The organism is Acidovorax sp. SUPP2825, from assembly GCF_030158995.1.
GTDB lineage: Bacteria > Pseudomonadota > Gammaproteobacteria > Burkholderiales > Burkholderiaceae_C > Paracidovorax.
Genome location: NZ_BQXK01000002.1, coordinates 208,766 through 227,496, shown reverse-complemented (window position 1 = coordinate 227,496; position 18,731 = coordinate 208,766). Strand labels below are relative to the sequence as shown.

At 71.1% G+C, this 18,731-nt stretch carries 13 protein-coding genes and 1 pseudogene; 7 read left to right on the top strand and 7 right to left on the bottom strand.

Annotated elements, in window-relative coordinates:
* Positions 1-184: 184 nt before the first annotated feature.
* The 4 genes and pseudogenes from AVAK2825_RS03540 to pdeM form a co-directional block, all read left to right on the top strand.
* A pseudogene (locus AVAK2825_RS03540) lies at positions 185-1,228 on the top strand (ligase-associated DNA damage response exonuclease); the annotation flags it as partial.
* Between the two features lie 377 nt (positions 1,229-1,605).
* Complete coding sequence (locus AVAK2825_RS03535; RefSeq protein ID WP_284394452.1) at positions 1,606-3,315, top strand: ATP-dependent DNA ligase; 1,710 nt, start codon at positions 1,606-1,608, stop codon at positions 3,313-3,315.
* Between the two features lie 400 nt (positions 3,316-3,715).
* Positions 3,716-6,751, top strand: a complete 3,036-nt coding sequence (locus tag AVAK2825_RS03530; protein WP_284394451.1) for a ligase-associated DNA damage response DEXH box helicase — start codon at positions 3,716-3,718, stop codon at positions 6,749-6,751.
* Between the two features lie 14 nt (positions 6,752-6,765).
* Positions 6,766-7,470, top strand: a complete 705-nt coding sequence (gene pdeM / locus AVAK2825_RS03525; RefSeq protein ID WP_284394450.1) for a ligase-associated DNA damage response endonuclease PdeM — start codon at positions 6,766-6,768, stop codon at positions 7,468-7,470.
* Positions 7,471-7,498: 28 nt separating this feature from the next.
* Here pdeM and AVAK2825_RS03520 read toward each other — a convergent pair whose 3' ends face one another.
* From AVAK2825_RS03520 to AVAK2825_RS03500, 5 genes are all read right to left on the bottom strand, one after another.
* The gene (locus tag AVAK2825_RS03520; RefSeq protein ID WP_284394448.1) at positions 7,499-8,974 is read right to left on the bottom strand and encodes an NEL-type E3 ubiquitin ligase domain-containing protein; all 1,476 of its coding nucleotides are present in this window, start codon (positions 8,972-8,974) and stop codon (positions 7,499-7,501) included.
* 321 nt (positions 8,975-9,295) lie between these two features.
* Positions 9,296-10,900 carry an NEL-type E3 ubiquitin ligase domain-containing protein gene (locus AVAK2825_RS03515; RefSeq protein ID WP_284394446.1) on the bottom strand — a complete coding sequence of 535 codons (1,605 nt, stop codon included), beginning with the start codon at positions 10,898-10,900 and terminating at the stop codon, positions 9,296-9,298.
* A 600-nt stretch (positions 10,901-11,500) separates the two neighbouring features.
* The gene (locus AVAK2825_RS03510) at positions 11,501-12,091 is read right to left on the bottom strand and encodes a TPM domain-containing protein (protein ID WP_284394445.1); all 591 of its coding nucleotides are present in this window, start codon (positions 12,089-12,091) and stop codon (positions 11,501-11,503) included.
* 2 nt (positions 12,092-12,093) lie between these two features.
* Entirely contained in the window at positions 12,094-13,041 is a 948-nt protein-coding gene (locus AVAK2825_RS03505; RefSeq protein WP_284394441.1) for a TPM domain-containing protein, read from the bottom strand.
* Between the two features lie 22 nt (positions 13,042-13,063).
* Complete coding sequence (locus AVAK2825_RS03500; protein WP_272565758.1) at positions 13,064-13,663, bottom strand: LemA family protein; 600 nt, start codon at positions 13,661-13,663, stop codon at positions 13,064-13,066.
* 152 nt (positions 13,664-13,815) lie between these two features.
* Between AVAK2825_RS03500 and AVAK2825_RS03495 the strand changes: the two genes are divergently transcribed.
* The 3 genes from AVAK2825_RS03495 (at position 13,816) to AVAK2825_RS03485 (ending at position 15,939) form a co-directional block, all read left to right on the top strand.
* Complete coding sequence (locus AVAK2825_RS03495; RefSeq protein ID WP_272565757.1) at positions 13,816-14,265, top strand: YybH family protein; 450 nt, start codon at positions 13,816-13,818, stop codon at positions 14,263-14,265.
* Positions 14,266-14,345: 80 nt separating this feature from the next.
* Positions 14,346-15,422 carry a YheT family hydrolase gene (locus AVAK2825_RS03490; protein WP_284394437.1) on the top strand — a complete coding sequence of 359 codons (1,077 nt, stop codon included), beginning with the start codon at positions 14,346-14,348 and terminating at the stop codon, positions 15,420-15,422.
* The gene (locus AVAK2825_RS03485; RefSeq protein WP_284394435.1) at positions 15,415-15,939 is read left to right on the top strand and encodes a DUF2946 family protein; all 525 of its coding nucleotides are present in this window, start codon (positions 15,415-15,417) and stop codon (positions 15,937-15,939) included. The genes AVAK2825_RS03490 and AVAK2825_RS03485 overlap by 8 nt, the downstream gene beginning before the upstream one ends.
* A 116-nt stretch (positions 15,940-16,055) precedes the next feature.
* Here the strand turns inward: AVAK2825_RS03485 and AVAK2825_RS03480 are convergent, their stop codons facing one another.
* Positions 16,056-16,946, bottom strand: a complete 891-nt coding sequence (locus tag AVAK2825_RS03480) for a c-type cytochrome (protein WP_284394433.1) — start codon at positions 16,944-16,946, stop codon at positions 16,056-16,058.
* Positions 16,947-17,259: 313 nt separating this feature from the next.
* Entirely contained in the window at positions 17,260-18,723 is a 1,464-nt protein-coding gene (locus AVAK2825_RS03475) for an efflux transporter outer membrane subunit (protein WP_284394755.1), read from the bottom strand.
* Positions 18,724-18,731 lie beyond the last annotated feature (8 nt).

Genomic DNA, 18,731 nt, shown 5'->3' with positions numbered 1-18,731 from the left:
ACCAGCACGGTAGGCGTCGGCTGACACGGGCATGCGGCGTTCCGCACCCGGGCGAAAGAGGGGTGGGCGATAGCATTCGGCATGCAAGCGCACACAGCACTTCCTTCTACGCACGGCGCATTGGGCGACGGGGTCAGACAGGTCGCCCGTAGGCGCTTCTCCCCTTTCGCGAAAGACACCGGACATGGCGCGCGGTGACGTCGATCTGATCGTCGCGCGCCCCGAAGGCTTGTACTGCACCGCGGGCGATTTCTACATCGACCCCTGGCGGCCGGTGGAGCGGGCGGTCATCACGCACGGCCATTCGGACCATGCGCGCGTGGGCCACGCCCATTACCTCGCCCATACCGACAGCGAGGGCGTCCTGCGGGCCCGGCTGGGCGCCGACATCGCCTTGCAGACGCTGGCCTATGGCGAGGCCATCGAACACCACGGCGTGCGCCTGTCGCTGCACCCCGCCGGCCATGTGCTCGGATCCGCCCAGGTGCGGCTGGAGCACGGCGGGCGGGTGTGGGTCGCATCGGGCGACTACAAGACCGAGGCCGACGGCACCTGCACCCCGTTCGAGCCGGTGCGCTGCGACACCTTCATCACCGAATCCACCTTCGGCCTGCCCATCTACCGCTGGCCCACGCAGCCGGTGCTGTTCGCCGACATCGATGCTTGGTGGCGCGCCAATGCCGCCCAGGGCCGGCCCTCGGTGCTGCTGTGCTATGCCTTCGGCAAGGCGCAGCGCATCCTGCACGGCGTGGACCGCAGCATCGGTCCGATCGTGGTGCATGGGGCCGTGGAGCCGCTCAATGCGGTGTACCGCGCGGCCGGCGTGGACCTGCCGCCCACCTTTCGCGTGACCGATCCGGGGGTGGATGCCCAAATGCTCAAGACCGCGCTGGTCCTGGCCCCGCCGTCCGCCCAGGGCACGCCCTGGATGCGCCGCTTCGCCCGCCATGCCGATGCGTTCGCCAGCGGCTGGATGCAGCTGCGCGGCACGCGCCGCCGCCGGGGCGTGGACCGGGGGTTCGTGATGTCGGACCACGCGGACTGGCCCGGCCTGCAGCGGGCGATCGGGGCCACCGGGGCCGAACGCGTTTTCGTGACCCATGGCAGCGTGGCGGTGCTGGTGCGCTGGCTGTGCGAACAGGGGCTGGATGCGCAGTCGTTCCACACGGAATACGGCGATGAGGATGACCAGGAGGCCGCTCCGGCATCGGCCGTGCCGGTGCCCGCGCAGGCCGATGAGGCGGTGGACGCGGCCCGTGCCGCGCAGGCGGCTACGCCCGCGATCGCCCAGCCCGGTGGAGATGCGTCCCCGGTGATCGACGGTGCGCGGTCTGCCCGGTCACCGTCCGATGCCAGCGACCCCGCTGCGCAGGCCGGCGAAGGCCCGGGCGATGTGGCCGCAGCCGCCCAGGCCGCAGCGCTGGACGGCGTGTCCGGTGCTCCGAGGCCCCGCCCCAGGGGCCGATCGAAACGCACCGCTGCGGCCATCGATCCCGATCAAGGCGCCCTCACGGAGCCGGCCGCTGGGGAGGGCGCGGCCCCTTCCGAGGCCGAGTCCCCCTCCCTGTCCTCCGTTGCGCCCCGCCGACCCCCTTCGTCTGCGCCATGAAGGACTTCGCCGCGCTCTACCGCGCGCTCGACGCCAGCACCTCCAGCCTGGCCAAGCAGGCCGCGCTGCAGGCCTACCTGCGCGCCGCGGCGCCGGCGGATGCGGCGTGGGCGGTGTATTTCCTGGCCGGCGGCAAGCCACGCCAGCTGGTGCCGACCAAGCTGCTGCGCACCCTGGCGCGCGATGCGGCCCGGTTGCCCGAATGGCTGTTCGACGAGAGCTACGAGGCCGTGGGCGATCTGGCCGAGACCATCTCGCTGCTGCTGCCCGCGCCCACCGCCGTGCAGGCGCTGGGGCTGGCCGAGTGGATGGAGCACCACCTGCTGCCCCTGCGCGGCATGCCGCCCGAGGCGCTGGAGACCACGCTGCGGGCCCAGTGGGCGGGTCTCGCGCCCGAAGAGCGGCTGGTGTATTTCAAGCTCATCACGGGGGCGTTCCGCGTGGGCGTGTCGCGCCTGCAGGTCACGCAGGCGCTGGCGGCGGTGAGCGGCGTGGATGCCAAGCGTGTCGCGCAGCGGCTCATGGGCTATACGCACATCGGGGCGCGTCCGGGCGAGGCCGACTACCTGCGCCTGGTCGCGGCCGAGGGCGAAGGCGGCGATGACGCGGCGCAGGGCGAAGCCCGGGGCCATCCCTATCCGTTCTTCCTGGCGCACCCGCTGCAACTGCCGGTGTCGCAGTTCGACACGGTGCTCGGCCCGCCCGCGCAGTGGATCGTGGAGTGGAAGTGGGACGGCATCCGCGCCCAGATCGTGCGGCGCAGCACCCGCGCCGAGGGCGCCAGCGACGGCGCCGGCACCTGGGTCTGGTCGCGCGGCGAGGAGCTGGTGAGCGACCGCTTCCCAGAGCTGCAGGCGCTCGGGGAAGCGCTGCCCGACGGCACGGTGCTCGATGGCGAGATCGTCGTCTGGCGCGCTGCCGAGGGCGATGCCGCGGCCCACGTGCGCCCGTTCGCCGACTTGCAAAAGCGCATCGGCCGCAAGACCCTCACACCGAAGCTGCTGCGCGAGCTGCCCGTGGTGCTGCTCGCCTACGACCTGCTGGAGGAGGGCGGCCAGGACCTGCGCCAGCGGCCCCAGCACGAACGGCGGGCGCGGCTCGATGCGCTGCTGGCGCGCGTGGCGCACCCGGCGCTGGTGGCCAGCCCGGTGCTGCAGGGCGACAGCTGGCAGGATCTGGCGGTCCAGCGCGAGCAGGCCCGTTCGCTGGGTGTGGAGGGCATGATGCTCAAGGCCCGCGATGCCGAGTACGGTGTGGGCCGTACCAAGGACGTGGGCACGTGGTGGAAGTGGAAGATCGACCCCTTGAGCATCGATGCGGTGCTGATCTATGCTCAGCGCGGCCACGGCCGGCGCGCCAGCCTCTACAGCGACTACACCTTCGCGGTGTGGGACGGCCCGCCGGGCACGGAGGGCCGCGCGCTGGTGCCGTTCGCCAAGGCCTATTCCGGCCTGACCGATGCGGAGATGGCGCGGGTGGATGCGGTCATCCGCAAGACCACCGTCGAGACCTTCGGCCCGGTGCGCAGCGTGCGGCCCACGCTGGTGTTCGAACTGGGGTTCGAGGGCATCGCCCGCAGCAGCCGCCACAAGAGCGGGATCGCCGTGCGCTTTCCGCGCATGCTGCGCTGGCGCGAGGACAAGCCCGTGGACGAAGCGGATTCGGTGGACACCCTGGCGGCGCTGTTGCCGAGGTCGGATGCGTGATCGCGGGAGGCCCGTCCATGCCGCGCATTGACGATGGCCGTGAGCCCGCGGCGTTCCTGGGCCGGGCGGTGGGCCGGCGGCCGGCGCACCCTGCGGTGACGCACCCCAAGAAAACGCTCCGGGCCAAGGCGGCGCACCCGGCTTGCCTGCGCTTTTCGGCGGGCTGCCTGCGGTGCGCGCGGCGAGCGGGGGCCGTGCCTGCGCGCTCCGCGGCGGCGCGGCCGGGCGGGTGGTCGTCGTTCCGTCCGGTGCGGCCGTTCGTGCGCCAGCCGCTGCGCAGCGCAGCGCAAGCGGAGCGGGGGGCGCAAGCCATGGCGCTTCCTTTGTCACGCCGCTGGGTACGGGCCGGCGAGGCGCGAACGTCGTTGCGGAGCCGGTCGCCACGGCAGGGGGGCTGGCAGTGACCCGGTCCACGGTCCAGCGCGCGGTGGCCGACTGGTTCGCGCAGCGGGACTGGAAGCCGTTCCCGTTCCAGAAGCAGGTGTGGAAGGCCATGGCGGAGGGCCGCTCGGGGCTGCTGCACGCGACGACCGGGGCGGGCAAGACCTATGCGGTGTGGCTGGGGGCCCTTCAGGCGCTGGTCGGTGATCCGGAAGGATCTGAGTCGAATCGGGCCCCGGCACAAAGAGTACTAGGGCATGGCGCTATAACAAAAGTAGCAATCCCTTCGCGGGGACGCCAGAGCACCGCCGCGCCGCTCACCGTCCTGTGGCTCACGCCCATGCGGGCGCTGGCGGCCGACACGCTCAAGGCGCTGCAGGCGCCGCTCGATGCGCTGGCGCCGGTGCATGGCGGCGTGGCGCGCTGGACGGCCGGCGCGCGCACGGGCGATACCGCCAGCGGCGAGCGCAGCGCGCAGTCGCGGCGCCTGCCCACGGTGCTGGTGACCACGCCCGAGAGCCTGTCGCTGCTGCTGGCGCGGGGCGATGCGCGCGAGGTGCTGTCGTCCGTGCAACTGGTGGTGGCCGACGAATGGCACGAGCTGCTGGGCAATAAGCGCGGGGTGCAGGTGCAGCTGGCCATCGCCCGGCTGCAGGGCTGGAACCCGGCGCTGCGCGTGTGGGGCATGTCGGCCACGCTCGGCAACCTGGAGGAAGCCATGCACACGCTGCTGGGCCAGCCGCCCGGTCGGCAGGGCGGCGGCTCCACAGAGGGCGTGCTGGTGCAGGGGCGGGTGGACAAGCGCCTGGTGGTGGACACGCTGCTGCCCGACCACCCCGAGCGCTTTTCCTGGGCCGGCCACCTGGGCCTGTCGATGCTGCCCGCCGTGGTGCGCGAGCTGGCCGGCACGCGCACCACGCTGGTCTTCGTCAACGTGCGCTCGCAGGCCGAGGTCTGGTACAAGGCCATTCTCGATGCACGGCCCGACTGGGCGGGCGAGCTGGCCATCCACCACGGCTCGCTGGACCGCGGCGTGCGCGAATGGGTCGAGGCCGGGCTCAAGGCCGGGCGGCTGCGGGCGGTGGTGTGCACCTCCAGCCTGGACCTGGGCGTGGACTTTTTGCCCGTGGAGCGCGTGCTGCAGATCGGCTCGGCCAAGGGCATCGCGCGGCTGCTGCAGCGCGCGGGGCGATCGGGCCACGCGCCCGGGCGGCCGTCGCGCATCACGCTCGTGCCCACCCACAGCCTGGAGCTGGTCGAGGCCGCCGCCGCCCGCGCCGCGGTGCAGGCGGGCCAAGTGGAGATGCGCGCCAGCCCGCGCCGCCCCGTGGACGTGCTGGTGCAGCACCTGGTCACCGTCGCCCTGGGCGGCGGCTTCGAGCCCGAGGCGCTCTATGCCGAGGTGCGCCGCACGGCCGCCTATGCCGACCTGCCGCGCGCCGTGTGGCATTGGTGCCTGGACTTCGTGCACCGGGGCGGGCCGTCGCTGGCCGTGTACCCGGACTACCAGCGCGTGGTGCCTGACGAGGACGGCGTGTGGCGCATGCCCGATGCGCGCCTGGCGCGGCGCCACCGCGCCAACATCGGCACCATCGTGAGCGATGCCAGCATGGTGGTGCAGGTGCTGCACGGCGCGCGCCTGGGCACCATGGAAGAGAGCTTTCTGTCGCGCCTGTCGGCCGGCGACTGCTTCGTGTTCGCGGGCCAGGTGCTGGAGATGGTCCGCATCGAGGACATGACCGCCTACGTGCGCCGCGCCGCGCGCGGTCGGCCCACCGTGCCGCGCTGGGCGGGATCGCGCATGCCGCTGTCCACCGTGCTGGCCGACTTCGTGGTGCGCCAGCTCGCGCTGGCGGCGGACGGCGACTACCGCTCGCCCGAACTGAAAAGCGTGCGCCCGCTGCTGGAGGTGCAGCAGCGCTGGTCGGCCCTGCCCACGCCCGGCACGCTGCTGGCCGAAACCCTGCGCACGCGCGAAGGCTGGCACCTGTTTCTCTACCCTTTCGCCGGGCGGCATGCACACACCGGCCTGGCCAGCCTGTTCGCCTGGCGCGCGGCGCAGGGCGAGGCGGGCACCTTCTCGATCGCGGTCAACGACTACGGCCTGGAGCTGCTCAGCGCCACCGAGCGCGACTGGGCGGCCCTGCTGCCCGAGCTGCTCAGCACGCAGGCCCGCCCCGCGCCCGGTGCCCTCGCCGCGCCCACGACGGACCCGGCCCCCGGCGCGGTCGCTTCCGACCTGCACGTGCCCGCCAGCGAAGCCCTGGCCATCCGCAACACAGCCAATGCCACCCGGGCCGAGGCCGACGATGCCGCGGGCCACCCCCTGCCCGAGGCGCCGCATGGCGACCCCGAGCGCCAGGCCCTGCTGCACGAAGTGCTGGCCAGCCTGAACGCCACCGAGATGGCGCGGCGGCGCTTTCGCGAGATCGCGCGCGTGTCGGGGCTGATCTTCCAAAGCCACCCCGGCGAGCGCCGCAGCGCCCGCCAGCTGCAGGCGTCGTCGCAACTGGTCTTCGAGGTCTTTCGCAAATACGACACCACCAACATGCTGCTGCGCCAGGCCGACGAAGAGGTGCTGAGCCAGGAGCTGGACGTGGCCCAGCTACTGGCCGCGTTGCGCCGCATGCAGGGTCAGCAGCGGGTGGTGCGGGCGCTGCTGCGGCCGAGCCCGTTTGCCTTTCCCCTCATGGTGGAGCGCTTTCGCGAAAAGCTCACCAACGAGCATCTGGCCGACCGCATCGCGCGCATGCTCGCGCAACTGGACAGTGCCGCCGACGACCGCGGCCCGGCGGCCGAGGCCGCGCCCCGCATGCAGGACGTGGTGCCGCCCGACCCGCCGCTGCGCGCGCGGAGGCGCCCCAAGGCCGCGGCCAGCGAACCGCCGGCCGTCGACGAGGCCCCGGTGGCGCCGCACGACCCCCTGCAGTCCGCGGCGGCCGAGGTGCGCCGCACGCTCGACTTCTCGCTGACCGCCTCCGACGAATCCGCACCGGGCGGCGGCGCGAAGCGGCGCCGCGAGCGCAAGCCCTCGCGGCCCTTGCCCCGGCTGTGAAGAACCATCAAGGCATGAGCGCAACGGACACCCACCCCGCGGCCGAGGGCGCCGCCATCTGCCACCTGGCCGGCACCGAAGTCCACCTGCTGCCCGACCGCTCCCTATGGTGGCCGGCCGGCCGCACGCTGTTCGTGGCCGACGTGCACCTGGGCAAGTCCGACACCTTCCGCGCGCGCGGGCTGCCCGTGCCCTCGGGTACCACGCGCGACAACCTCGATCGGCTGTCGGCCCCGATCGCCCGGCAAGGCGCGCAGCGGCTGGTGGTGCTGGGCGACTTCCTGCATGCGGCCGAAGCGCAATCGCCGGCCGTGCTGGCCGCCCTGTCGGCATGGCGCGTCGCGCATGCGGCGCTGCAGGTGGTGCTGGTGCGCGGCAACCATGACAGCCACGCCGGCGATCCGCCGGCCGGCCTGGGGTTCGCCATCGTGGACGAGCCCTGGCCGATCGGGCCGTTCGCGTGTTGCCACTACCCGCAGGCGCACGGCACGCTGCACGTGCTCGCCGGCCACGTCCATCCCGCCGTGGTGCTGCGGGGGCGGGGGCGCGACGCCCTGCGCCTGCCGTGCTTCGCGGTGGAGCCGCAACTCACCGTGCTGCCGGCGTTCGGCGAGTTCACCGGCGGCCAGACGATGACCTCCGGCCCGGAGCGCCGCTTTTTTGCCGCCGGCGGCGGGCGGGTGTGGGCGGTGCCGGGCATGGGGGCCACGCCGGAGTGACCTGGCCCGTGGGTGAAAGTCCTGGCGGTTATCCGGGGCCGGTTCTGCGCGACGGCCCGGCCTCGGGCGGTCTCGGATGGTTCGGCGGCATCGCTCCGCCCGCCTGAGCCGCCAAGGCCTGAAGGTGCGTATTCACCGAGGCCTCCCACTCGCTGTAGATCTCACGGGCCTGTCGCGAGTATTCGAAAGCGGCGGGGCTTTCATGATCGTCCGGCCAGGGCAATTGAAGGAACGGATGGTTGTCCCGGGCGTCCTCCAACGGCTGGAACGTCGCCTGGTGCAGCTCCTGTATGCCCACACGCCAAGTCTCGTGGTGCATCAGAAACGCTGGGTAGGCCTGCGGGTCAGCCGCCTGCGCCAAAACCTCGGAATGCAGGGCTGCGATGTCTTTCGGGTCCAGCGCGCTGAAGTCGAGGTTGGTGAGGTCCTGCGCCGTATCCTGCGGCAGTTGAAGGGGCCTTTTCAGCGCCGCCTTGGCGTGCGCCAGGGTTTCCAGCGGATCCGCCTGCAGCCATTTCGCTTTCCATGGCGGTAAATCGGTGCGCTGCTTCATCTGGTGTATCAACCGGTTCGTGGCGGTCTCCAGCAGCGACAGCCGGAACTGCTGGCCCATCAGGCCGTTCAACTGCGCTTCGTTGATCTTGCCCGCTCGCACGGCCAGCACCATCTGCCGGTTGCGCACGGCCAGCATCACCTTGGAAAAGCCATCGAGCAGGTTGTCCCTGCAATCGCCGAGGGCGGTCTGCGAGATCAGGTACACCTCGCTGCGCAGATCGGGATCGCGCGCGATCGCCAGGATGGTCGTGCGCACCTGGCTGGCCAGTTGCTGTTGTGCCGCAGGCGAAAAACCCGGGTAAGCCTCGTCGTGCAGGCGCTCCAGCACCCGGGCGAAGGCAGGTGCCTGGGGCTCGTCGTCGAAGGCATGGGGGTCCGCGGTGGCGGCCTGCGCCATGCCGCTGCCCATCCATGTCCGGATCTGGTGACCCAGTGGCGCTTTCAGGCGTTCGAGGTCGCCTTCGACATCGCCCTCGTCGAGTTCTTCGTCGCGCTGGGTCTCGAGGTAGGCATCGAGGTCGACTTCGAGGTCCGATGCGTCATCGCCCTCTTCCAGTGAGGGGGCGGTGGTCACGAACGTGCCCACCGGGTTCATGACGAGTTCGATCACGCGCGCCGCGGCGGGGTGGCTGTGGCGGTGCTGTTGCCATAACGCTTCCAGCCCCGTTTTGATTTCGGCCCGAACGCCCTGGCGTGTCGAAAGGGCCGCCGCCATTTGCTGGATATGGTTTTCCAGATCAGGGCGCTGCACGGCCAGCGCCACCAGATCGAAGAGCTGCGAAGAGGCCAGCGGGCCATGGATGCCCAGTTCCCCCAAAGCGTGCTGCAAGTGCTCGGGCGTTTCGAGGTCCAGCGCGCCATCATCGGACTGTGGCGATCCAGGGGCTGACGGCACCTCCCCGCGCGGGCTGGCCACGGCGGTGGCGGGCAGCGGCGGGCGCAGCGGCATGGCCGAGCGTGGCGGCAAGGAGGGTCCTGCCGTGGGCGCGCTGGCAGAAGTGCGGCGTGGCGACAGGGGCAGGGCTGCATCTGCGGCTGGACCGGTCGTTCGGGCGCGAACGGGCCGGGTGGGCGCTGCGCCGCTGGCCTCGGGGCTGTGTTCTCGTGGCCGGATGCGGCCGGAATGTCGTAGGGGGTCCATGGTCGCCTTTCCCGCCGCATTCGAGCGGGGCGGTACCGGCGATGTTCGTGCGGGAACGCGGTGGCGTCCTGCCCCGTGCGCACGGGTGCATCGTTTTGCGAAGCCGGCGCAACACCGGCCCAATGCGGCTTACGCCATGTCCGGTTCGGGTTTCATGGACGGGTCAGGCGCCCCGATTTCCCCCAAATGCCTCAGCAGCAGATTTTCCTCGTGCAGCCATTTCGCCTCGACCGCCCGGCTGCGGATGGCGTACTCGACCTCCGCTTCCAGGCCCTGCGGCAGGTCTTCATCGAAGAACGGATCGTCGTCGCGTGCCGTGGTGAGCTGGCCGAATTCGCGCGGGTGCAGCGCTTTCATTCCTTCACGCCATGTCGGGTGGTTAAAGCGAAATTCGCCATAAGCGGTAGGATCGCTCGCCTGTTGCTCCACGGCGCGGGCCAGATCGGCCACGTTGTTTTGGCGAAGCACGCTCAATTGCAAGGCCTGTACGCCGGTGACGGTGCCCTCCGGCAGATCCAGTCGGTCCCGCAGCGCCTGCTTGGCGTGCATCAGCGTTTCCAGCGGCTCCCGCGTGAGTTGTCGCTTGGGCCAGGGGCCAAGGTCCGGGCGCTGCAGTTCCTGATGAATGAACCGGGTGACCTCGCTTTCCAGCAAAGCCAACCGGAACTGCTGCCTTGCCCAGCGCTGGAACTGCGTGGCGTCCACCCGGCCGCTGCGGATGTCCGCCACCATCTGGTGGTTGCGCACCGCCAACAGCGCTTTGGAAAAACCTTCGAGCACGTTGTCCTGGCAACTGCCCAAAGCCGTTTGCGCTATCAGATAGACCTGCGCGCGCAGATCGGGATCGCCTGCTATCGCATGGATGACGGCCGCGACCTGCTCGCCCCGTTGCGCTGCTACCGTCGAGGAGCCGCCCTCCGGGCCCTCGCGGCCGGCATCGCGCAGTCGGGCGAGCAGGCGGGCAAAAGCGGGCGCCTGTGGCTCGTCATCGAAAGCGCTCAATGCAGCGGCTTCGGGATGGTCCGGGCCCAGCCATTGGGCGGCTTCCCAGCCGAGAGGCCTCGTTTGGCGCTTCAGGTCCCGGGCGAGTTCGTCTTGCTCGTTCTCCTCCCCTTCGTCCTCCGACTCGACATCTTCGTTTTCAAAGTCCATCAGGATGCCCATCAACTGCCGGATGGCCTCGGTCGTGACGGGGTGCAAGGTGCTGTCCCGGGCCCGCGCTTCCAACCCGTCGCGCAGTTCCGGCAGGGCGCCGAGTTCCACGAGCAGGTCGGCTGATACGCGCAGCACCTGGGGCGCCAACTCCGGCTGGGCATTCAACTGGTCCAGCAACGCAAAGACCTGGGACGAATGGGGCGTTCCGTGAACCCCCAATGCGGCATGGTTCGCAAACGGAAGCGTGAGCGGGTCCGGCGCCGCTTCGTTCTCGCTTTGCCAGCTTTCTTCTTCCGAGTCCGAGGTCTCTGACCACGCGTCTGGTGATGGCGGTGGCGTGTTGTTCAAATCGAGTGGATGAGGCTGTGCAGCGTACTCCTCTGACGATGCGGGCAGTGCGGCGTTCAGGTCCGGCAGGTCCGGCGGTTGGGGCAGCGCGGCGTTCAGGTCCGGCAGGTCCGGCGGTTGGGGCAGCGCGGCGTTCAGATCCGGCAGGTTCGGCGGTTGGGGCAGTGCGGCGTTCAGATCCGGCAGGTTCGGCGGTTGGGGCAGTGCGGTGTTCAGGTCTGGCAGAGGCAAGTGGGCACGCGGCGCTCGAAGGTAGGCAGCGGCTTCGGCGGCGTTTCCCGACAATGGATTGCGCGCAGCCAAAGGGCCGGCAGGGTGCGCTGGACTGGTTCTGCGTGCGCGGACCTGGCGGTCTGCGACGGACGGTGACCCAACACTTTGCTCACGCGGCCTCACGGTACCAATGCGTTCAATGCCTGACATGGGTGATTTTCCAGTTGGGGGCTGTGAATGGGTGGCTGCCGCGCTGCGGGTTGAGCGGGCAGACGATGGACCGGTGCCCGAGGCCGAACGGCAGACGGTAAAGCGCGCCATGAATGTCCGGTGCCGCCAGCCCGGAAGCAGGCAATTGCGGCTTTGACGAAGCTTGGCTCCGCCGAGGCGTACCGATGTGGCTGGCCATCTCTGGGCGGTGCTCGCGCAGTCGGGTGCGGCTCGGAGGCCGAAGGGGGTCCATTTGGGGCGCCTTTCCTGCCGCGCTCATGCGCTGGCGGTACCGGCGATCGTCTGTGCGTCAGCGAAAACGTTCCATGTTCCGCGCGCAGGGATGCCCGGTTTTGCGAAGCCTTGAGCCAAGCCTCGCAGGGCACGCTTGCGCGCCAAGGGCCGGGGCTATTCTTTCAGCAGCGCATCGCCCGCCAGCACCGGCGCATCGGGCAGTTCGTTGCGCCCGCTCGCCACCGCCCCCTCTTCGCCCATTCCTGTGGGGAAGTGCTCGGCCAGCAGGGCGGACACCTCCGCCAGCGCCTGCGTCAAACCGTCCTCGTAACGCTCGGCGCGAAAGGCCTCGCCCATGTGAGCGACCAGGGTGCGCCAGGTCTCGGGCGGCACGGCGCGGGCCAGGCCCCGGTCGGCCACGATCTCGATGGCCTGCTCGGCCACCAGCAGGTAGATGAGCACGCCGTTGTTGTGCTCGGTGTCCCACACGCGCAGCTTGCCGAACAGCGTGACGGCCCGCTCGCGGGCGCTGGCGCCGCGCCATAGGTAGCTGGTGGGCAGGCCGCCTTCGGCGCAGATGCGGATCTGCCCGGTGTGGCGGCGCTCGCTGGCGGCCACGCGGCGCGTGATGCGCTCCAGCACGTCGGGCGGCAGGGCCTGGTGCAGGCGGCCTTCCACCCACCGGTGCCGCACGAGCCGCACGAGCCGCGCGATGCGCGACAGGGCCGAAGGGGGGGCCGCGTGGGCCAGCGAAGTCTTTGCCATGGTCACCAGTCTCCCGAGGCGCCGCCGCCGCCAAAATCGCCGCCGCCGCCCGAACTGAAGCCACCGCCATCGCTGCTGCTGCCGCCGCCACTGCCACCGCTCCAGCCGCCGAAACCTCCGGTGGACGTGCCGATCCCACCGCCCCCGGCCGGCCCGAAGCCGCCGCCGCGCCGCCCGCCCAGGGACAGGCCGGTGCCGCTGAAAAGCCAGGTGTAGAGCAGCGCGATCAGCCCGGCGCCGCCGGCCAGCAGCACGCTGGTGGTGAACAGAAACGCCAGCCCGCCCACGCCGCCGCCCAGCAGCAGCCCGCCCAGGCGGTTGCCGAAAATGCCGCGCGCTACCGGGCCGCCCACCATCACGCCGAAGAACAGGAAGATGGCGAGGTCGGTCCAGTCCACGCCCGGCGCGGACCGGGCCGCGCGTTCGCTGGTGTCACTGGGCAGGGGCAGCGATTCGCCGGCGATGCGCGCGCCGATCTGGTTCACCGCGGCGGACAGGCCGCCTGCGTAGTCACCCTCGCGAAAGCGCGGCTTCATGGCGCCGTCGATGATGCGCGCGGCGGCGATGTCGGGGATGGCCCCTTCCAGCGCCTTGGCCACCTCGATGCGCATCTTGCGGTCGTCCTTGGCCACCAGCACCAGCACGCCGTCGCCCACGTCCTTGCGGCCGACCTTCCAGGCGTTGCCGACCCGGTTGGCGAACGCGGCCAGTTCCTCGGGCGCGGTGGTGGGCACCATCAGCACCACGACCTGCGAGCCGTGGGATTTTTCGATGGCGGCCAGGCGCGTGTCCAGCGCCTGCCGGTCGGCCGCGCTGAGCGTGCCGGTCTGGTCGATCACGCGCGCGCTCAGTGCCGGCACGGCGCGCTGCGCCTGCGCTGGCGTGCCGAAACAGCCGATGGCCATCAAAAAGAGAGCTGTCAGCGCGAGGCGGACGTGCGCCAGGGCCATGTCGGGCACTCCGGTGGTGGTGTCAGGGCTTGGACGCCGGCTTGGAGAAGTCCACCGCCGGCGGGGTGGAGATCTGCGCCTCGTTCTGCACGGTGAAGCTGGGCTTCGGGTCGTAGCTGAACACCTTGGCCGTGACGTTGGTGGGGAAGCTGCGCGCGAGCACGTTGTATTCCTGCACCGTCTGGATGTAGCGGTTGCGCGCCACGGTGATGCGGTTTTCGGTGCCCTCCAGCGTCACGCGCAGGTCGCGGAACGCCTGGTTGGCCTGCAGCTGCGGGTATCGCTCGGCCACCACCATCAGGCGCGAGAGGGCGCCGGACAGCTCGCCCTGCGCGGCCTGGAATTTGTTGAACGCCTCGGGGTTGTTCAGCGTCTCGGGCGTCACCTGGATGGACGTGGCCTTGGCGCGGGCCTCGACCACCTTGGTCAGCGTGTCCTGCTCGAAGGCGGCCTCGCCCTTGACGGTGGCGACGATGTTGGGCACCAGGTCGGCGCGGCGCTGGTACTGGTTGAGCACCTCGCTCCAGGCGGCCTTGGACTGCTCGTCCAGGCGCTGGAAGTCGTTGTAGCCGCAGCCCGAAAGGGCCAGGACGGCGGCCAGGGTGGCAAGAAGACGTTTCATGGCACGTGCGCTGGGCCGGGTGCAGGCGACAGTGCCGAAAGGCTGGCAGCGCCCGCGCATTCTGCCCCAGCCCGATCGGGCACCGCGTAGTCCGCCGGGCCGACCGCCAGCCCCGACAATAGCGCCACCGCATGACAGCCCACCGAAGCGCCATGACCCGATCCCCCTACCGTGCCGCCACCCTGGGCGGCTCCGCCGACGAGACCGAAGCCGCCTTCTACGAAGCCCTGCAGACGGGCAACCTGGAACGCCTGATGGCGTGCTGGGCCGAGGAGGACGACATCGTCTGCGTCAACCCCGGCGGCCCGCGCCTGCTGGGCGCTGCGGCCATCCGCGCCGCCTTCAGCGCCATGTTCGAGCACGGCACCCTGCGCGCCCGGCCGGCCCAGGTGCACCGGGTGCAGGCCATGGCCAGCGCGGTGCACAGCGTGGTCGAGCACGTCGAGGTGGTGCTGGACGGCGGGGTGCGCGAGGCCATCGTGCAGTCCACCAACGTCTACCACAAGACCCCGCAGGGCTGGCGCCTGGTGGCCCACCACGCCAGCCCGGGCACCGTGCACGAAGCCCAGGCGCCGGGCCACCCGCCGCCGGTGCTGCATTGAGGCGCTGTCCGCCATGTTGTCGGCCCACGGGCTTCAAGCCTTTTAGCCCTCCAGCACAACAAGTACTAGGGCATTTTGCTATGAAATATGTAGCGCCTCGCTGGCTGCCCGGCGGCCACCTGCAGACCATCTGGCCGGCGCTGGCCTCGCGCCGGGTGCTGGCCGCGCCACCGGCCTATCGGCGCGAGCGCTGGACGGCGCCGGACGGCGATTTCGTGGACGTGGACTTCCTGGAGCCGGCCGCAGGGGCCGGGACGCAGGCCGATCCCGGCCAGCCGCTGCTGGTGCTGTTCCACGGGTTGGAGGGCTCGTCGCGCAGCCACTATGCCGAGGCCTTCGCCGATGTGGCGCGCGAGCGCGGCTGGGCCTACGCCGTGCCGCATTTCCGGGGCTGCAGCGGCGAGCTCAACCTGGCCCCGCGCGCCTACCACTCGGGCGACCACGAGGAGATCGCCTGGATCCTGGCACGGCTGGCGCAGCGGCAGGCCGACGGCGCCCTCGGGGCCGATGGCACGCCCGGCCCGCGCGCGCCGCTGCTGGCGGTTGGCGTGTCGCTGGGCGGCAATGCGCTGCTGCGCTGGGCTGCCGAGGCCGGCGCCAGCGCCTCGCGCAGCGCCGATGCGGTGGCGGCCGTGTGCTCGCCGCTCGACCTGGCCGCGGGCGGGGCGGCCATCGGCCGGGGCTTCAACCGGCAGGTGTACACGCGCATGTTCCTGCGCACCATGGTGCCCAAGGCGCTGGCCAAGCTGCGCCAGCACCCGGGCCTGTTCGACCGGCAGGCCCTGCTGGCCGCGCGCGACCTGTACGACTTCGACAACGTGTTCACCGCGCCGCTGCACGGCTTTCGCGACACCGACGACTACTGGCGCCGCGCCTCGGCCCAGCCGCTGCTGGGGCGCATCCGCATCCCGGCGCTGGCCGTCAATGCGCGCAACGATCCTTTCGTGCCGGCGTCCAGCCTGCCGCGCGCGGGGCAGGCCGGGCCCCACGTCACGCTGTGGCAGCCCGCGCACGGCGGGCACGTCGGCTTCGCCCAGGGGCGCCTGCCGGGCCACGTGCGCGCCATGCCGGCCGAGGTGGCCGGCTGGCTGGCGGCCCACGGGGCACCGGACTACGCGGCCGGCGAAACCCCCTCGATACCATCGCGCCATGGATGACATCGTCAAACAGGCCATCGCCAAGTGGCCCAACGTTCCCGACTGCTACGGCTGGCTGGGGCTCGACGCGCGGGGCCGCTGGTACATGCGCGACGACGCCACCCAGGCCCAGGGGCCGTTCCCGCAGGCCAAAGGCTCGCTGCTGGCGCACGGCAAGCTCATCGACTTCATCCAGCGCAACTACGAGGCCGACGCCCAGGGGCGCTGGTTCTTCCAGAATGGCCCGCAGCGCGTGTACGTGGAGCTGGAGATCACCCCGGTGGTCTGGCGCATCGAGTCGGATTTCACCCTGGTCGCCCACACCGGCCGCGCCTCCACCGCCCGCGAATGCCTGCTGGACGAGGCCGGTCGCCTGTACCTGTTCGACGGCACCGTGCTGGGGCTGGCGCACACGCTGGACATGGAAACCGCCTCGCAGGCGGTCGAGGCCGGGCAGTGGGACCCGCAGCCAGTGCAGGCGGCCGATCTGCCGGTGCGCTATGGCTACGTGCTGCAGCCCTCGGTGTTCCGGGTCTGAGCCGTTGCCGGGCCCCGGCCCGGGGCGGTATCCCGGCGGCGAGGGCCTTGTCACCTGTCCAAAACGAAAAAAAGCCGGTCGATGACCGGCTTTTTGCTGGGGGCGGGTGTCTCGTCTTACTTGGCCGCGTTGGCCATGAACTCGACCGCCGCGTGGATGTCCGCGTCCGACGCCTGCGTGCCGCCGCGGGGCGGCATGGCACCCTTGCCGGCGATGGCGATGCGGGTCATGCCGTCGATGCCGTCCTTCAGGCGTTCGGCCCAGGCGGCCTTGTCGCCGAACTTGGGCGCACCGGCGATGCCGGCGGCATGGCAGACCTGGCACGCCTGCTTGTACAGGGCTTCGCCAGCGCCGGCAGCGGCCGTTGCGGTGGGGGCGGCGGCAGGCGCTGCGGCCGTAGCAGGTGCCGCTGCCGCGGTGGCCTGTGCAGCGGAAGCGGGCGCTGCAGCCACCGTTGGGGCCGCAGCGGCGTCGGACGCCCCGGCGGCGGCACCGGAGGCCCCTGCGGCTGCGGGGGCGGCAGGCTCTTCGAACTTGGCGCCGGCCGCGTTGGCCATGTAGGCCACGCCGCGCGCGATCTCGGTGTCATTGAAGTCGCCGCCGCCTTGCGGGGCCATCGCGCCCTTGCCGGCGAGGGCGGAATGCACCAGCGCCTCGAACCCGGTCTTGATGCGCGGGCCCCAGGCCGCGGCGTCACCCAGCTTGGGGGCGCCTGCTGCGCCCGTGGCATGGCAGGCGGCGCACTGGCCCTTGAAGACTTCCTCGCCGGGGCGCAGGGGGCGGTTGGCATCGCGCACTTCCACCATGCCCACCTTCTGGATGCGTTCCGCCAGCGCCCGTTCGGGGTTCGCGGCGCCATCGGCCGGCTTGGTGCCCGAGGTCACGTACATCACGAGCCCGATGATGGCGAAGATCGGGACCACAAACGAAAAGAAGACCGTCAACAGCAGTTGCTTGGGATTCTTGATGGGGCCGGTGTGCGCTTCTTCGTGGGGGGTGTCGCTCATGACGTCCTCTATGTATCGGGGGCTTGATGAAACCAGCCGCTGATTATAGGAAGGCTCCCCGGGGCCGGCCGTTAGGGAAAACGGCCGGCTTTTCCTGGCGTTTGCGCTGCATCAAGAACCGGCGGTCGGCACTGGGGTGGCGGCTGTGCGGATCGCCCTTGCGGGCGGGAGGCACCACGCCGGCGCATCGCAGCGGCCCTGAAAACAAAAACGCCCTGCAAGGACGGTTTTCCTTGCAGGGCGCGGGGCCCGGTCTGGCGGATAAAGCCGCACCCCAGTGCGTGCCCGAAGCCGTTTTGCGGGGGCGCGGGGATCAGGAGCCCGAGGCGCGCTCGTCCTGCGGCGTCCAGCCGCCGCCCAGCACCTTGTACAGGGTGATCTGGTTTTGCAGCTGGATGAGCCGCGTCTGCACCACGAGTTGCTCGGATGTGAACAGCGAGCGCTGCGCATCCAGCAGATCAAGGTAGCTGGACACGCCGTTGCGGTAGCGCAGGTCCGACAGCTGCAGGCGCTTGGCGTCCGCATCCGCCTGGGCGCGCTGCGCCGCCAACTGCTCTCCGAGGGTGGCCTGGCCCGCGAGGGCGTCGGACACTTCGCGGAAGGCGGTCTGGATCGACTTCTCGTACTGCGCCACCGAAATGGAGCGAGCGGCCCGCGCCGATTCGAGCGTGGCCTGGTTGCGCCCGGCATCGAAAATCGGCAGCGCTAACTGCGGTGCCAGCGAGAAGGCCCAGGAGCCGCTCTTGAACAGGCCCGACAGCTCGTTGCTCGCCGTGCCCACGCTCGCGGTCAGCGAGATGCGCGGGAAGAACGCCGCGCGCGCCGCGCCGATGTTCGCGTTGGCGGCGATGAGCTGCTGCTCGGCCTGGCGGATGTCGGGGCGCCGCGTGAGCAGGTCGGACGGCAGGCCCGCGGGAAGCGCCGGCATGGCGGGCGCATCGGCCAGGCGCGACACCGTGGTGCCCAGGCTGTCGCGGATGTCCTGCGGCAGGGGCTGGCCCAGCAGCAGGGCCAGGGCGTTCTCGTCCTGCATGCGCTGGCGCCGCTGCTGCGCATAGGTGGCGCGGGCGGCCTGCGCCAGGCCTTCCGCCTGGCTGTTGTCCAGCTCGGAACTCACGCCGTTTTCCAGGCGCAGGCGCGTCAGCTTGACCGACTCTTCGCGCGTGCCCAGCGTGCGGCGGGAAATGTCGAGCAGCTCCTCGTCGGCCAGCAGGTTGAACCAGGCGGTGGCGACGGACGACACCAGGCTCAGCTGGGTGGACCGGCGGGCCTCCTCGGTGGCGAAATACTGCGCCAGGGCCTGCTCCTTCAAGGCGGCGATGCGCCCGAAGAAGTCGATTTCCCAGGCCGAAACCGCCAGGCCGACCTGGTAGCTGTTGGCATACGAACGCGTGGTCGTGTCGGGCTGGCGCGTCGCGTTGACGGCGGCGTTCACCGTGGGGAACTGGCCGGCGCGCTGGATCTGGAACTGCGCGCGGGCCTGCTCGATGTTGAGCGCGGCCACGCGCAGGTCGCGGTTGTTTTCCAGCGCGATGGCGATCAGCGTCTGCAGGCGTGCATCGGCGAAGTATTCCTTCCAGTCGATGTCCGCGGCGGCCTTGGCCGTTTCGGCGCCGCCTGCGGCTGCGGCGTTGGGGAACGCCTGCGGCACCGGAGCGGCGGGCCGCTCGTAGGTCGGGATGAAGCTGCAGCCCGCCAGCACGGCAGCGGCAGCCACCACGCTCAGCAGGGGGCGTGCGATGCGCGCACTAGCGCGCAGGGACGAGGGATGGGGCATGGGGGTCT

Excerpts from the sequence above, each read along its gene's own strand:
- AVAK2825_RS03535 (WP_284394452.1), top strand. The coding sequence starts at position 1,606 with ATGAAGGACTTCGCCGCGCTCTACCGCGCGCTCGACGCCAGCACCTCC.
- pdeM (WP_284394450.1), top strand. The coding sequence starts at position 6,766 with ATGAGCGCAACGGACACCCACCCCGCGGCCGAGGGCGCCGCCATCTGC.
- AVAK2825_RS03520 (WP_284394448.1), bottom strand. The coding sequence starts at position 8,974 with ATGCCGCTGCGCCCGCCGCTGCCCGCCACCGCCGTGGCCAGCCCGCGC.
- AVAK2825_RS03510 (WP_284394445.1), bottom strand. The coding sequence starts at position 12,091 with ATGGCAAAGACTTCGCTGGCCCACGCGGCCCCCCCTTCGGCCCTGTCG.
- AVAK2825_RS03505 (WP_284394441.1), bottom strand. The coding sequence starts at position 13,041 with ATGGCCCTGGCGCACGTCCGCCTCGCGCTGACAGCTCTCTTTTTGATG.
- AVAK2825_RS03500 (WP_272565758.1), bottom strand. The coding sequence starts at position 13,663 with ATGAAACGTCTTCTTGCCACCCTGGCCGCCGTCCTGGCCCTTTCGGGC.
- AVAK2825_RS03495 (WP_272565757.1), top strand. The coding sequence starts at position 13,816 with ATGACCCGATCCCCCTACCGTGCCGCCACCCTGGGCGGCTCCGCCGAC.
- AVAK2825_RS03490 (WP_284394437.1), top strand. The coding sequence starts at position 14,346 with ATGAAATATGTAGCGCCTCGCTGGCTGCCCGGCGGCCACCTGCAGACC.
- AVAK2825_RS03485 (WP_284394435.1), top strand. The coding sequence starts at position 15,415 with ATGGATGACATCGTCAAACAGGCCATCGCCAAGTGGCCCAACGTTCCC.
- AVAK2825_RS03480 (WP_284394433.1), bottom strand. The coding sequence starts at position 16,946 with ATGAGCGACACCCCCCACGAAGAAGCGCACACCGGCCCCATCAAGAAT.
- AVAK2825_RS03475 (WP_284394755.1), bottom strand. The coding sequence starts at position 18,723 with ATGCCCCATCCCTCGTCCCTGCGCGCTAGTGCGCGCATCGCACGCCCC.